Origin of the sequence: Rickettsia koreansis (assembly GCF_046532895.1) — a bacterium.
GTDB classification, from domain to species: Bacteria; Pseudomonadota; Alphaproteobacteria; order Rickettsiales; family Rickettsiaceae; genus Rickettsia; species Rickettsia rickettsii.
This window is the reverse complement of record NZ_WHLZ01000003.1, coordinates 1-14,528: the sequence shown is the minus strand read 5'-3', so window position 1 is coordinate 14,528 and position 14,528 is coordinate 1. Positions and strand designations below refer to the sequence as shown.

The following is a 14,528-nucleotide window of genomic DNA, read 5'->3' as shown; positions in this document are numbered from 1 at the left end:
TATCAATTAATGGTAATTTTATAGCAGCATTAAAGTTATTTTTTGGATTCCCGCTTCCGCGGGAATGACATAAAACACCATATAAATCTACCCTTTAAACTTCTTAGTTATTTCAACTATTCTTTTACCAAAGAAATTAGCAGTTTTTAAATCGCCTTGAGTAGGAGTAATATCAGGAGAAGATTTGTGGTTAGATTGAGTCATACGTCCTGACCAGCTACCTAAGCGGTTAATTTTAATTTTATCGGGATCAGGCATCTCATGATCGGAAAAATTCGGAGCAGCTTCAGCTTGCCCGACCCAAATCATACAATGCTGCATAGCGAAGTGCAATAGCTGCTGAATATTGCATAACTTATCACCTGCATAAGAAGCAGAATTAGTAAAAGCTGCAGCTATTTTATCTTGCCATTGTTGTTGTGTGCCCATCTAGTTGAGGTAGCTTCCATAAATATTTTAAACGCTCTGGCTAAACTACCCATATAGGTTGGGACTCCAAAAATGATAGCATCTGCATTGTCTAATAAATCCCAATTGAGATTATCAGGTTTATCTTTATTTATTTGTATAAGAAACATTTGCTCCTACTTCTTGTATGCTCTTATTTAGTTCTTCAGCTACTTTTGCAGTATGACCGTATCCACTATAATATACGATACTTTAACCATTTTATTCTCCATATTATAAATTAACTATAAACTCGGCTTCAGTTTTAGACTTTATTTCTTCAATAGTAACATCGTCAGCTTGTCTAACTAATATCATTTCATCTTTATCAATATCAAAAATTCCAAGATCGGTAATTACTCTGTTAACTACTTTTTTACCTGTTAACGGAAAGCTGCATTCTTTTAATAATTTAGCACCGCCATCTTTTGCGTTATGTTCCATTATAATAACTACTCTTTTGGTGTTAGCGACCAAATCCATAGCTCCTCCCATACCTTTAACCATTTTACCTGGAATAGTCCAGTTGGCAAGATCTCCTGTTTGTGAGACTTGCATAGCACCTAAAATAGTTAAATCGACATGCGAACCTCTAATCATCCCAAATGAAAAGCTACTGTCGAAATAGCTGCTTTCAGGAATAGCAGTAATAGTTTGCTTACCGGCGTTAATTAAATCAGGATCTTCCTCTCCTGCGTAAGGAAATGGTCCCATGCCAAGCATACCGTTCTCGCTTTGAAATATTACATTCACTCCTTGAGGTATATAATTTGCTACATGCGTAGGCATACCTATACCAAGATTGACATATAATCCGTCTTTAAGTTCCTCTGCTGTTATTTGATAAATTTCTTCTTTGCTCCAAGGCATATCTTATTTTTCCCTGACAGTTAATTGCTCAATACGTTTCTCATATTTTTCACCTACTATTAATCGCTGTATGAAAATATTAGGTGTGTGAATATTGTTAGGGTCAAGCTCTCCCACCTCAACTATTTCCTCTACTTCACAAACTGTAACTTTAGCGGCACCTGCTATGACTGAATTAAAATTTCGTGCAGTTTTATTGTAAATCACGTTGCCGCTTTTATCAGCTTTAAAGCCTTTAATAATAGCAAGGTCAGCTTGAAGGGCAGTTTCCATTATATATTTTTTGCCGTTAAACTCCTTTGTTTCTTTACCTTCCTCTACAATTGTACCTATACCTGTTTTAGTATAAAAAGCCGGAATTCCCATACAAGCAGCCCTAATTCGTTCAGCTAAAGTTCCTTGTGGGTTTAGCTCAAGCTCTAAAACCTTATCAAGATATTGTTGCTCAAAAATCTTATTTTCTCCGACATACGAAGAAATCATTTTTTTTATTTGTTTAGTTTGAAGAAGAAGCCCAAGTCCGAAATTGTCAACACCGCAATTATTGCTTATAACTGTTAAATTTTGAACATTGATTTTAAGAAGTGCATTTATTAAATTTTCAGGAATACCGCATAGACCGAATCCGCCCGACATTATAGTCATGCCGTCATAAAGAAGTCCTTCAAGAGCAGTTTCAGCCGAAGGATAGATTTTATTCATAAATTTTAAATTATTTAATATCTATTATTTAAGAAATTAGGAGGCTTTTCAAAAGAAGTCAAGGATATACACAAGTTTGGTATATTAAAAAAATACTTTACAAGAAATTAAATTTAACCATTGCTGCTTATTTTTTGTATTCATCAACAGTATTAATAACTGCATCAAATATTGATGACGATATAACAATTCAAGAAAATTCTAAAAAAAATTATAGTTATGTAGTGACTTATGATAAAGATATGTCCTCAAGAGCGAGTAGCGATGCTGCTATGTCATTAATTGAAGGTTACCATCAATTAGATGATGCTATGTTTGCCGATTCAGATAATATAGCTATGAAGATCTTAAGTTATATTACAAGATTTACTGCTACATCTTGGATTATGGTAGGTAATCATGAAATAGGAGGTTATAGAGCAAGAGCAAAGAATTTGATTTAAAAGTAACAAAATATGAAGTAGATCCTTTTGAGGATACAACATATTTTACAACTAAAGATTTTAATGCTTTGCAAGTTCATAAGCAAATTGCTATAGATACAGGGGGAATGCAAGCAAGTTATTTGTTATCTGAAAATATTAAAGATAGATACATGGCAAGTAACAAAATTAATCCTACTTACGGTATAGGTTATTTATGGACAAGACTAGATCAAGCAAGTTATATTTTTAGTACTAAGTTTGATGGCAAAGATAAAAGCGTTAATGATATAAATGCATATGTAAAAGCGATTAACTCCATATACGGTAAAAATTATATTACTAAAAATAAAATTCGTTCATATGCTTATTTAGATTTATTTGATCCGTTTTTATTCTATTCAGGATATTCATTTTTAATGAATACTAACTTAAATAATATTCCGATGATTGAATTAGGACCGGTTAAATATTTACCGGCTACTAGAGCGATACTTGCTCCATACGGTTTAGAGCGTGGTTTAGTTAACCATTTTGTTGTTGATAACAAATATATGCAAGTTAATATTCATTACGGCAAAATCAAAAATTTAAGTCTTACGGTGTTGGAGTTAAAGCTAATAACTTAGTCAAAGTTGAATTTATCGGTTTAGGTTTAGAAGCAACATTTTGGAATCAGCCTAAAATGTTAACCGCTACCCCTTTAAAAGAAAGTTGTAAGCAAGGTGGAATTGGAGCCGTTAATTTGGGGCTTAGCTTAAATGAAACATTTAAGATAGTCGGCTCAGACGGTTACAAAACAGCGGAATTTATAGAAGGTATGCCTTTAAAATTCTCAGCTATAGTTAGAGCAGGGTTAAAATTAGATTTATAAGAGAAGGCTTGTTGCATGATTAATATGTCATTCCTGCGAAAGCAGAAATCCGGAAAAAAGCGCGATACATCAAGCTTTTAATTTTAAAAACTTACTGTGTATGCACCGTTTAATTACTGGATTCCTGCTTTTGCAGGAATGACATATTAATCATAATTTGTATATTTTATTATTCTTCTTTTATTATAAAGTATATATATTTGTATATAAGATAATTATGACTATATATGCTAACTATTTTAGAAAAATTCTTATTCTCTTCTGTAAAAACGTTCATCAATATACGTGAAGATACCGTATCTGCTCTTAAAAGGCTTGGTATTAACAATATTCGTGATTTATTATTTTATCTACCTGTTTCATATCAAAATAAAATATTATCGCCTAATTTAACTGAAGTTAGAGACGGTGACATAATCCAAACAGAAATTGTAGTTGAGAGCATTAATTTACCAAAGAAAAGTAGTCAGCCTTTAAAAATTACAGCTAGCAATGATACTGGTTCTTTGTTATTAGTGTTTTTTCATAAACCCCCACCGTTTATTTTTAATAAGCTGCAAGTTGGTACTTCTCATATTATCAGCGGAAAGGTACAATTTTTTGATCATTACTTACAAATTGCGCATCCTGAATTTATTGTAAATCCTAAACTCACAAAAGAAATAGAGCCGATTTATTCCCTGACATATTTACTTAGTAATAAGCAGTTATATTCATATATCATAAAAGCAATAGAGATATTTGAAGAGAAGTGTAAGAGTATAGAAGATAAAGAAGTAAAAGATTATTTAGATATTATATTGCAGAATTTGCAAATGTTGCATGTTTTCCGTCATTGCGAGGAGGCATTCATGCCGACGAAGCAATCCAGTAATGTAAAATTAATAAATTCTAGATTGCCGCAGCCCCTAAAGGGGCTTCGCAATGACGATTTATATACTAACGCCAAAAAACAACTAGCAGCTAAGGAGCTTATCGCTAATCAAATATCTCTTTTAAATGTACGTACGCAAATAAGTAGAAGACAAGGTAATATTTACCCTAAAGCTGTATCTATTCAAACAAATATATTAAATGAGCTAGGATTTGAGTTAACTTCTTATCAAAAGCAAGTCATAGAAGAAATAGAGTGTGATCAAAGCAATAAAATAGAAATGATGAGATTGTTGCAAGGCGATGTTGGCTCTGGTAAAACTTTGGTAGCTCTGCTGACGATGGTAAATGTGGTAGCCACTGGATTTCAAGCAACGCTTATGGCTCCAACTGATTTGCTTGCCAATCAGCATTATGAGTTTTTTGTTAAAGCTTTAAAAAATACTAATATAAGAGTCGGATTACTTACAGGTAAGATACTGGGGGCAGCTCGTAAAAATATTATGATACAACTTGACAACGATGAGATTGATATATTAGTCGGCACTCATGCTTTATTTCAAGAAAAAGTAACTTTTAAGAAACTAGGTTATATAGTTATTGATGAGCAGCATAGATTTGGGGTGCAACAGCGTTTGAATTTAATAAATAAAGGGGTAAATCCCGATGTGTTAGTTATGACTGCAACGCCGATTCCTAGAAGCCTTGCACTTACTATGTTTGGTGATATGACTATCTCAAAGCTAATGGGTAAGCCGAAAAGTCGTTTACCTATCGCTACAAATACCATATCCGTTAATAAGATAGAGCATATTATAGCAGCGATAAATAAGAAGCTTATTGCAGGTGAGCGGGTATATTGGATTTGTCCATTGATAGAGCAGGGAGCGAAAGAAACGCAGGAAGAGGATAGTTTATTGATGGATGTGATGAATCGTTTTAACTCTATCGACAATATCTATCAAGGTTATACCGGTATTATTCACGGTAAGATGAAAAACGAGCAGAAAGACCAAATAATGAAGCAATTTAAGGAAGGTGAAATTAAGATATTAGTTGCAACAACCGTTATTGAAGTCGGAATAGACATACCTGAAGCCACTTTGATAATTATTGAAAATGCTGAGCAATTTGGTCTCGCTCAACTTCATCAGCTTAGAGGTAGAGTAGGGCGGGGTAGTTTGCAGTCATATTGTATATTGTTATACAATCCTAAAAGGCTTAGAAAAGTTGCACGAGGTAGGTTTGAGATAATGAAACAAACTAATGATGGATTTTATATAGCTGAGCAGGATTTAAAACTTCGAGGTAGCGGTGAGATTTTAGGAGTAAAACAAAGCGGCGAAATCGCATTTTTCTTCGCCGATTTAGCGGACGATTATGACCTACTTCTTAAAGCGCATAAATTTGCGGAAATAGGCTCAAAAGGTAATGTAAATTTTGTTAACTTTCAGATCAAGCTCTTTGCCAAATCTCAAGTAAGCGAGTTGGTTTAGTTTGAATATGCTATTGCCGCTTGGCATTGGCGTTGTTGCGTGGTTCGATTTTTACCGTCATTGCGAGAAAAGAATTATGCAGTAATTTGATGAAGCAATCTTGTGCCAAAGTCCTGAGATTGCCGTGCTCCTTTCAGTCGCTTGCAATGACGAAAAACCGCACCGTGCAAGCAAGCTTTTTTATAAAATCTAGAATACTATAAGTTAAAGCTAATCCTGTGTGATTTCAGCAAGTCTAGTAAACAGAGCGTCAATCATATCCCAGCCTTTTTTTTGAATAGTGAGTAAAGAAGAATCATTAATGTTTATTTGTTTTAATAAATCTATTCCCATTTGTTCATGTTCAGGATCAAGATACATATGTATTTTGAAATGTTTTGCTGCTTTATGATTAAAAAATATTGATCCTAGTTTTGCATAAAATATAGTAGCACAAGACTCTATTACTAAATGGACAAGGACGGCTCTTTCACTATCTCCAAGAGTCATCATTTTTAGCGTAAACCAAGAACCTAAGGCCTCAAAAATAGAATCTGTAGTTTCTTCATTATTTTCTAGATTTTGGAATAATTCTCTATTATGTCCAAATTCATCAGTAAGATGCTCCCATGCAAGTTGTTGAAATTCTTTTGTTTCAGAAAACACTACTCTTGCTAATACCATTTTTTGAAACTCATCTGACCAAATCCGAAAATGTTTAAGAAATTTATTTTTTCGTAGCGTATTATCTAACTTAATTTTAAATAGTTTGTTTTTTTTAAATTGCTCTTTATATTGTTCATTATCCAAAATTAAACGATCTATTATATTCATATATTTAATTATCAATTTATTTAAATATATTAATATTAACTAAATTATGCTGTCACTCATTATTAATGTTTATTTACCAATGTTTAAAACCATATGTGTATTTATAGATTAATATGAATTGTAAGATCATAATGTGTATGCAGTAAATATATAAAACATTGCGACTTATCCATTTTAGATTTATAGCTATTTTTTGTGAATAATCGCTTAGGATCATTAATATATAGGTAATTGTTAAGAAAGTGAGGTTTAAAATTAAGTCAGTATTTGAAAAATTAAACTCATTAAAGAAAAAAATTGCAAGAGTAAAAAGAGTTGAATGCACGAAAGAGGCAAAAATTGCTATAAAACAGCAAAGTTTTAAGTTTGCCTGCTCATGTTTTGAAATAAATCCAAGTATCATTGTAGCAATTACAAGAGTCCCGTAATCAATCAAAGCCCAGCTAATATACCACAATAGTACCATTATAATTGCATGACAATAACCGCTATAGAAAAAGTGAGTTAAAGAATTACGAAAATAATAAATATACCATTGCCCTAAATAGATAGAGATTAGAATATTTGTAGTAAGAAACTGTTTAAATAGTACAGTGGTATATATTTGTAATAAAACACCGAATATTATTATATGGGTTTTTGGTTTATCATGAAAATTATAACCGGCAAAAAAGCAAAATACTGGCATAGCTGTACGACCTATGATCCGCATAATCGTTAATTCAGGATATAGATATAAACCTACATGATCAATGATCATGGTTATAATAGCTAAGGCTTTTAGCCAATCCTGATAATTTGATTGGTGCTTATTTTTTGTTATTATCATAATTAACCGCTTTTAATAAATATGCCGTGCCGAAAAATGCTCCCATTCCAACTGCAATTGTACTACCTAGCATACAGACTTTAATCAGTAAATATTCCGAATAAAAATATTCTAAATAATAATGCTTTATTAAAGCAATTATAATAGACATTAAGATACAGCATAACAAAATTTTACCGCAGAAAAGTTTTATACCGGCTTCTATATGAAGCTTATTTTGTTTTGTAGTATAGCTATATAATAAACCTAGATGATACCAAGCTGCAATAGATGTACCGACTGCAATACCGATATGTTTCAAAGAATCCATTAATAATAGGTTCATGCTGGTATTAATTATTATTGAAAATAAGGTTATTTTGAGCGGTGCTTTAGTATCTCCGTTAGCATAAAAAATAGGAGTTAAAATTTTTGCCAAAATAAAAGCAGGGAGCCCAAGTGCAAACGCAGAAATAGCCTCAGCTGTATTTGTAGTATCTTGGCTCGTGAATACTCCTCTTTCATAAATTATATTAATAATCGGATGAGATAGAATTATAATACCGAATGTAGCAGGCAACGATAATAATAATCCCATTCTAATAGCATTATTCTGTATTTTTTTTGCAGCTACTATATCATTTGATTTATAGATTTTTGACAGCTCAGGTAGCAATATAGTAGAGAAGCTAGTACCTATTATTGATAGAGGAAATTGATATATCCGGTCGGCATAAGATAATATAGAAATAGCACCTTCAATAAGGCTAGCAATAGATTGGGATATGAAAAGGTTTAATTGCTGTATGCCGGAGCTAATGGTTGCCGGTCCCATATTAATCAAAAGCTTTTTTACATCGGGATCGCTTGGGTTAAAAATTATCGGAAAGTTTAAATCCGCTCTTTTCACACAGACAAACATAAACGAAACTTGTAATATTCCGGCCATTATTAAAGATAAGCTAATTGAGATAGTAGATTCTATATAATGATCAAATGTTAAAGTAAAAATTATTACGCATATACTTAAAATAACCGGTGAAAAAGCAAATGCAGCGAATTTTTTTACAGAGTTTAATATTCCGCCAAGTAGAGCCGTTAATGAAACAAATATTAAATAAGGTATTGTAATGCGGCATAAAAATACCGTAAGCTCAAACTTTTCTTTTTTACCGTGAAATCCAGGAACAATAAACAGCATTAATTGTGGCATGAAGATTTGCATTAATGCTATTATTACTATTAATGTCAGAAGTAAAAGGGTAAAAACCTCACCTGAAAAATTATTAGCGGCTTTCTTAGAAATAAGCATTTTTTCATTATAAATAGGAATGAATACGCTTGATAATGCTCCTTCTGCAAAAATTCTTCTAAATAGATTCGGTAGTTTAAAAGCAACATTAATGCTATCACCCATAGGTGTAGAGCCGAATAATGATGCGATAAACTGTTCACGCACTAAGCCAAATATGCGAGAAATTAATGTGCAAAAAGCTACTACGACTCCTGAACGAAATAATCGACTTCTTGCATAACTTGCTTCTAAAGGTAATTTGTGCGTCAATCCGGTACTCGCATTCTCATGTACTAAAGTGTACGCTGCGGTGCTGCGTTCCGTGTTTCTTTCAAATTCCTCTTTATTAGCTACATTATGCAAGAAGTCGGTCACTGTTTGTTTTTTATCTTATTTTTCTGATGTCATTCCCGCGGAGGCGGGAATCCAGTAAAACCTATAAAAACTTGTTTTTATAGGTTTATTTTGTTAATTAATGTGTAATTGTTGAGATCGGGATTAAGGCTACTTTTTCTGGCTTCCCGCCTCCGCGAGAATGACATCAAGCACCATGCAAGCAACGTCATGAATTCTTATCCCTAGCTGACCCTATCTATTCCTTCATTGATTAAAGCGTCTGCTTTTGATTTATTTTCCCATCCAGTAACTTTAACCCATTTACCTTTTTCTAAATCTTTATAATGCTCAAAGAAATGCACGATACGTTTCTTGAGCATGTCACATAAATCATCTAGCTCTTTAATATGATCGAAAGTAATATCGAGCTTAGAAGTCGGTACTGCGATTATTTTCTCATCAAGCCCTGATTCGTCTTCCATAATCAATACACCGACTGCTCGGCATTTTATAACCGACCCAGGCACTACTGGATGATGAGCTACGACAAGTACGTCTACCGGATCACCGTCATTTGAAAGAGTATGAGGAATAAAACCGTAATTGCATGGATAGCTCATGGTAGTTTGCATAAAGCGATCAACAAAAACTGCTCCTGATTCTTTGTCAAATTCATATTTGATTGGACCGCTATTCATCGGAATTTCGATAATTACGTTTATTTCGTAATTATTTGCTTTTGCTTTGATTTTATCTATAAACATGTTTTTATTTATTTGGTTTAGTTATTTTTCGTCATTGCGAGGAGAATTACAACGTAATTCGACGAAGCAATCTCAGGCCTATTTTACTAGATTGCCACGTCGCTTCGCTCTTCGCAATGACGTTGTTATTGCGGAGGTCTGTAATTCTCATCATGCTTTGCAAGTAATTGTCTTGCTATAAATTTCCCGTTCGATAATTGCCCGATGGCAATAATTCCTTGTCCTTTACGAAATAGAGCCGGCAGGGCTCCTTGATATAATATCTCGAAATCCTTAATATTATCGGTAATAACAAAACTTATCTTATCATCAGCAATTTTATTTATTGAGTCTGTTTTAACAAGCCCACCGACTCTTAACTCTTTGCCTTGTTCTATTTCATTAATTTTTGACGGCGGCAAAAAAAATACTATATTTTTCTCTAAATTGTAAAGTATTATAATAATTCCTAAACATGCTGAGCAGAAACAAATAATTATTGTTATTAATCTATTCCTTACTCTCTTTTGCATTAAAGTTCTGTTTATTTTTCAATGACTTGTAATTTAAAAAACTTACAATTAACAATATCGCTAAGGTTAAAAAGGTAAATAAATACGCTACCGATATATAATTATTCATTTCTTAAAAATTCCATAATTTCCTTAGGTGAAGAATCTAAATAGAAATGTTTCAGATATTTTCCGTTTGCATCGATTAAATATGTAAAAGATGAATGATCAAGCATATAGTTCGGGTCGTCATCATCACCATGCACACGAGCATAGAAAACCTTGAATTTATCAGTTACATCTTTTATTTGCTGCTCGTTACCGGTAAGACCTATAAATTTCGGATGAAAATGTTTTAGATATTCTTTAAGTGCTATAGGAGTATCACGTTTTGGGTCAATAGTGATAAAAACAGGTAGAATATCTATTTTATGTTTATTTAAAATTTCTACAATCTCCGTCATTTTATTTAGAGAGGTTGGGCATATATCAGGACAACTAGTAAATCCAAAGTAAATGAGGCTTAAGTTGCCTTTCAACTTATCACTATTAAATATCTCTCCATTTTGGTCTATTAGTTCAAAATCACCGCCGATTTTTACGTTATCTTCATAGATATTAACTTGACCGGCAAGTGGCTTTTCAGGCGTTCTTAAAGATAACAACAAATATAATGCTCCTACTCCTATTAATAAGCTAATTACGATAATTATTTTTATAACATTAGACTGTATTTTCATAAGATATTATCCATTTTTGCGTTGTCATCCTAGCTCTGGTCCTGCTGTATGGCTCTTATGTCATTCCCGCTTTCGTGGGAATGACATAAAAAGACCATACAACCAAGTCTACTCTTTTACACAAGCCCTAATTTTTTAGGTTTAAAATATTTTACCCAAATATCTATTAATAATTTAGTAATGATAATCGCCGAAAACATTGAAGATATAATCCCGATCGTTAATGCAACGGCAAAACCTTTTATTGCACCTACTCCAAATATATAAAGTAAAAAAGCAACGATTAAAGTAGTTAGGTTAGCATCAAGGATAGTGGCAAACGCAGATTCAAAACCGGTTCTAATAGCATAAAGATTAGACACTCCTTTATGCAGTTCCTCTTTAATTCTTTCGTAAATCAATACATTAGCATCAACAGCCATACCCATAGTGAGTATTATTCCTGCAATTCCCGGCAGAGTTAAAGTAGCTTGGAAAAGTGAAAGTAAAGCTAAAATATATAACAATGCAAGGCTTAAGGCTATATTGGCAAATAAACCAAGCACACCGTAAGACCAAACCATAAATATACACACTGCTATAAATCCTATAAGTCCTGCCTTTTTGCCCGACTCTATAGAATCAGCACCCAAATTTGGACCTATACTTCTCTCTTCAATAATTTTAAGTGGGGCAGGAAGTGAACCGGCTCGCAATAATAGTGCAAGCTCATTTGCCGACTCAACGGTAAAATTTCCTGTTATTATACCGCTTCCGCCCATAATCGCTCCGTTTATCGTTGGAGCACTTAGTAATTTATTGTCTAGAACTATAGCAAGGCGTTTACCGGTATTATTTTTAGTTATTTCACCAAATATTTTACTACCTAAATTGTTGAAAGAAAAAGCAACTACCGCTTGCGAATTTTGGTCAAAAGAAGCTGAAGCAGTTGTAAGCTGATCCCCACCCAAAACAACTTTTCTCTTTATAACGACATAATACTCCCCATGACTTTCGTTATCTCCCTTAACTAGCATTGAACCTACTGGAACATGTCCTTTTACCGCTTCTTCGATATTGGCATTTTCATCAACTAAATGAAAAGTTAGCTTTGCAGTTTTCCCTAATATATTCTTCAGGTAAGAGGGATTTTCTTCACCGGGAACTTGCAGTAATATATGCTTATCGCCTTGTTTCTGTAGGGTCGGCTCTTTAGTGCCGGTACTATCAACTCTCATGCGAACGATCTCAATAGATTGGTCTACTACCTTATTAAGTAAGTCATTTAATCTAGATTCGCTGTAGCCAAGCTTTATTTTATTTTCATTTACTTCAGCGATAATTTCTGGATCGATTTTATTAATTATTTTCTTTAACGGCTTTAATTTCTCAGGCGATCTTACTTCTAATTGAATGCTATTTTGTCTAACTAACAGATTTTTATAGCCGATTTTATCCTCACGAAAATTTTTGCGTAAAGTGTCGGCAAGATTTTCCATTGAATCATTTAAGTAGGTGTCAAAATCAACATCTAGTAATAAATGGGCTCCTCCTCTAAGATCAAGTCCTAGATTTACTGAATCATGAGGTAGAAACTTAGAGTTTACCTGCATGAAATTAGGTAAGGCACAAATAACTGCAAAAACCGTACATATAATTGAAAGAAAAATTTTCCACTTAGGAAGCTTTTGCACCGCTTACCTTCTTATCTTTTTTGTTGTTTTCTTTTTTTACTGCTACTTCTTTTGTACGACTAGTTATATCGATAATAGCACTTTTTAAAACTTTAATACGTACATCTTTAGCTATTTCGATTTCAATATTATTGTCATTTTCACTTATTTTAGTCACAATACCATAAATGCCGCTATTTGTTAGAACTTCTTCGCCTTTTTTAACTTCACTTACTAATTTCTCTCTTTCTTTGCGTCGTGTTTCTTGTGGACGTAATAATAAGAAGTAAAATACAGCAAAAATTAAAACCATCGGTATTAAGCTTGTTAACCCCGATTGTAAAGAATTTGTTTCTACGGGCACTACCTCAGTTTCCTGTATTTCTATAGTGTCGTTATTATTTGCCTGATTATCTTGCGTATTTGCTGACATATGTAATTTCCTAATTGTTGCAATAGTCTTCCTGTATAACCTCTTTCTAAAAGTAATTTGTATACCTTTGACGTACCAAATGCAGATACTTCAAGATTTGGTACGTCAAATTTTAGGCTTCGCCTTTGCTCATGTAGTTTGCTACGCTCCGCAGGCTCACCACTTATTTGGCTTCCAACTTTTGAAGTATCTGCGGTATACATCAATCCGGTACTCGCATCTCACGTCCCTTTTTGTACGCTGCGGTGCTGCGTGCCGTGTTTCCTTAAAATTTCTCTTTATAAGATAGGTTATGCACTAAGTCTAATAAAATAAAAATAGCTACCTAATAGCTTTAATGCAAGGGTAAAATAATAATATTAAATATATTTAAATGTATTTTATACTAATATAAGTTATCACAAAACCGATAAATGGCTATTTTTATGACAGTTATAACTACTAGAATTTCTAATGAACTAGATATTATACTTTCTAATGTTGCTAAGGAAATCGATAGACCAAAAGGATATATTATACGTAAAGCAATAGAAAGTTATATAGAAGAAAAAGCAGATTTATTAATTGCTTTGTCTCGTATAGAAAAAAGAGAAGAAGTAATCTCATTAGAAGATATTAAGAAAAAATATGGTTTGGAAGATTGAATTTATGATAAACTTACTGATGTCATTTGCAAAAGGGCGTTGTTGCTTAGTTCAAAAAACATGCTCTATGTCATTCCTGCCTACGCGGGAATGACATAAAACGGACAAAATCACTGGAGCGGGTGAAGGGATTCGAACCCTCGACTTCAACCTTGGCAAGGTAGCGCTCTACCCCTGAGCTACACCCGCTTAAATAAAATAACGGCGTTTTAATGTAAAAAGTTTAAGGGGATCAAAATTAATTACATATAAAACGCCTTAGTGCTTTTTAATCTAAGCGGATCTGAATATAAGTAATTATAAGATAAATTGCAAGTATTAAATTAGAAATTTATTGGCATTGCTAAATAAAGATAGATTTATTTAATAAATTAACGCCATTGCAAGGAAATTACAAAGTATATTGACTAAGCAATCTAGTTAAAAACTCTGTAAACTAGAATTTATTATTATTTTTTTAGATTGATACGCTCCTTTCAGTCGCTCAGCTCATTACGACACCTGTCTTGAGTTAGCAATGTTATAAAATCTAATTTTGTTAAATTGACTTTTATATAAAACAGTATAGATTTCTTTACAATTTAATTTTAACTAATCTGTAAAAAAGTATGTGAAGTTACGCAAAAGAGCAAAAAAGTTTAGCCCGTAATCAAAAAGAAACAATAGGACTATTTTTATCTATTGTTATATTTCTTGAGTATTTTGACCTAATGCTTTACGTGCATATGGCAATACTTTTAAATGATTTATTTTTGCCTAAGTATGATCCTTTTGTTAATTCACTTACTTAATGCTTTTGCGTTTTGTTCTACTTTCGTTTTTAGACCGGTAGGCGCTACTATGTAATATTTGGTTGGATTGGTAACAAT

18 protein-coding genes, 1 tRNA gene and 1 pseudogene are annotated in these 14,528 nt (G+C 32.9%); 6 read left to right on the top strand and 14 right to left on the bottom strand.

From position 1 onward, the window contains the following. Positions 1-87: 87 nt before the first annotated feature. From GCO76_RS06705 to GCO76_RS06690, 4 genes are all read right to left on the bottom strand, one after another. Entirely contained in the window at positions 88-309 is a 222-nt protein-coding gene (locus GCO76_RS06705; RefSeq protein ID WP_410956681.1) for a transcriptional regulator, read from the bottom strand. An 86-nt stretch (positions 310-395) separates the two neighbouring features. Continuing rightward, a complete protein-coding gene (locus GCO76_RS06700; RefSeq protein WP_410956639.1) occupies positions 396-578 on the bottom strand; it encodes a flavodoxin family protein in 183 nt (60 codons plus the stop codon). A 103-nt stretch (positions 579-681) separates the two neighbouring features. Continuing rightward, positions 682-1,317, bottom strand: coding sequence for a 3-oxoacid CoA-transferase subunit B (locus GCO76_RS06695; RefSeq protein ID WP_014120974.1), 636 nt, complete (start codon positions 1,315-1,317; stop codon positions 682-684). A gap of 3 nt (positions 1,318-1,320) precedes the next feature. Then, the gene (locus tag GCO76_RS06690; RefSeq protein WP_410956638.1) at positions 1,321-2,019 is read right to left on the bottom strand and encodes a CoA transferase subunit A; all 699 of its coding nucleotides are present in this window, start codon (positions 2,017-2,019) and stop codon (positions 1,321-1,323) included. Positions 2,020-2,153: 134 nt separating this feature from the next. Here GCO76_RS06690 and GCO76_RS06685 point away from each other — a divergent pair, with 134 nt between their 5' ends. From GCO76_RS06685 to GCO76_RS06670, 4 genes are all read left to right on the top strand, one after another. Continuing rightward, positions 2,154-2,462, top strand: coding sequence for a hypothetical protein (locus GCO76_RS06685; protein WP_410956637.1), 309 nt, complete (start codon positions 2,154-2,156; stop codon positions 2,460-2,462). Positions 2,463-2,530: 68 nt separating this feature from the next. Continuing rightward, on the top strand, positions 2,531-3,070 hold the full coding sequence (locus GCO76_RS06680) for a hypothetical protein (protein WP_410956636.1): 540 nt from the start codon (positions 2,531-2,533) through the stop codon (positions 3,068-3,070). A gap of 56 nt (positions 3,071-3,126) precedes the next feature. Then, positions 3,127-3,315 (top strand): hypothetical protein, encoded by a 189-nt coding sequence (locus GCO76_RS06675; protein WP_410956635.1) that lies wholly within the window; start codon positions 3,127-3,129, stop codon positions 3,313-3,315. A gap of 227 nt (positions 3,316-3,542) precedes the next feature. After that, entirely contained in the window at positions 3,543-5,684 is a 2,142-nt protein-coding gene (locus tag GCO76_RS06670) for an ATP-dependent DNA helicase RecG (RefSeq protein WP_410956634.1), read from the top strand. 210 nt (positions 5,685-5,894) lie between these two features. Here GCO76_RS06670 and GCO76_RS06665 read toward each other — a convergent pair whose 3' ends face one another. The 9 genes from GCO76_RS06665 to GCO76_RS06625 all read right to left on the bottom strand — a co-directional run bounded on the left by GCO76_RS06665 (position 5,895) and on the right by GCO76_RS06625 (position 13,221). Then, positions 5,895-6,497: a hypothetical protein gene (locus GCO76_RS06665; protein WP_410956633.1), complete on the bottom strand. Its 603-nt coding sequence runs from the start codon at positions 6,495-6,497 to the stop codon at positions 5,895-5,897. 73 nt (positions 6,498-6,570) lie between these two features. Beyond that, positions 6,571-7,326: a TraX family protein gene (locus GCO76_RS06660; protein ID WP_410956632.1), complete on the bottom strand. Its 756-nt coding sequence runs from the start codon at positions 7,324-7,326 to the stop codon at positions 6,571-6,573. After that, a complete protein-coding gene (gene murJ / locus GCO76_RS06655; protein WP_410956680.1) occupies positions 7,307-8,869 on the bottom strand; it encodes a murein biosynthesis integral membrane protein MurJ in 1,563 nt (520 codons plus the stop codon). The genes GCO76_RS06660 and murJ overlap by 20 nt, the downstream gene beginning before the upstream one ends. A 308-nt stretch (positions 8,870-9,177) precedes the next feature. After that, a complete protein-coding gene (gene ppa / locus GCO76_RS06650; protein ID WP_410956631.1) occupies positions 9,178-9,699 on the bottom strand; it encodes an inorganic diphosphatase in 522 nt (173 codons plus the stop codon). 125 nt (positions 9,700-9,824) lie between these two features. Next, positions 9,825-10,211 carry a cytochrome c maturation protein CcmE gene (gene ccmE / locus GCO76_RS06645; protein ID WP_014120981.1) on the bottom strand — a complete coding sequence of 129 codons (387 nt, stop codon included), beginning with the start codon at positions 10,209-10,211 and terminating at the stop codon, positions 9,825-9,827. 101 nt (positions 10,212-10,312) lie between these two features. Continuing rightward, positions 10,313-10,930, bottom strand: coding sequence for an SCO family protein (locus GCO76_RS06640; protein WP_012736692.1), 618 nt, complete (start codon positions 10,928-10,930; stop codon positions 10,313-10,315). A 116-nt stretch (positions 10,931-11,046) separates the two neighbouring features. Then, positions 11,047-12,603: a protein translocase subunit SecD gene (gene secD, locus GCO76_RS06635; RefSeq protein ID WP_410956630.1), complete on the bottom strand. Its 1,557-nt coding sequence runs from the start codon at positions 12,601-12,603 to the stop codon at positions 11,047-11,049. Further along, positions 12,587-13,015 (bottom strand): preprotein translocase subunit YajC, encoded by a 429-nt coding sequence (gene yajC / locus GCO76_RS06630; RefSeq protein ID WP_410956629.1) that lies wholly within the window; start codon positions 13,013-13,015, stop codon positions 12,587-12,589. Before yajC ends, secD begins: the two co-directional genes overlap by 17 nt. Beyond that, the gene (locus tag GCO76_RS06625) at positions 12,967-13,221 is read right to left on the bottom strand and encodes a palindromic element RPE5 domain-containing protein (RefSeq protein WP_410956628.1); all 255 of its coding nucleotides are present in this window, start codon (positions 13,219-13,221) and stop codon (positions 12,967-12,969) included. The genes yajC and GCO76_RS06625 overlap by 49 nt, the downstream gene beginning before the upstream one ends. 207 nt (positions 13,222-13,428) lie before the next feature. On the opposite strand from GCO76_RS06625, the gene GCO76_RS06620 reads away from it, so the two are divergent. After that, the gene (locus tag GCO76_RS06620; RefSeq protein ID WP_103897153.1) at positions 13,429-13,659 is read left to right on the top strand and encodes a DUF6290 family protein; all 231 of its coding nucleotides are present in this window, start codon (positions 13,429-13,431) and stop codon (positions 13,657-13,659) included. Between the two features lie 114 nt (positions 13,660-13,773). On the opposite strand, the gene GCO76_RS06615 is transcribed toward GCO76_RS06620, so the two are convergent. Next, positions 13,774-13,848: transfer RNA gene (locus GCO76_RS06615), tRNA-Gly, on the bottom strand. Positions 13,849-14,321: 473 nt separating this feature from the next. Between GCO76_RS06615 and GCO76_RS06610 the strand changes: the two are divergent. Beyond that, a pseudogene (locus GCO76_RS06610) lies at positions 14,322-14,496 on the top strand (MFS transporter); the annotation flags it as partial. Between the last annotated feature and the right edge of the window lie 32 nt (positions 14,497-14,528).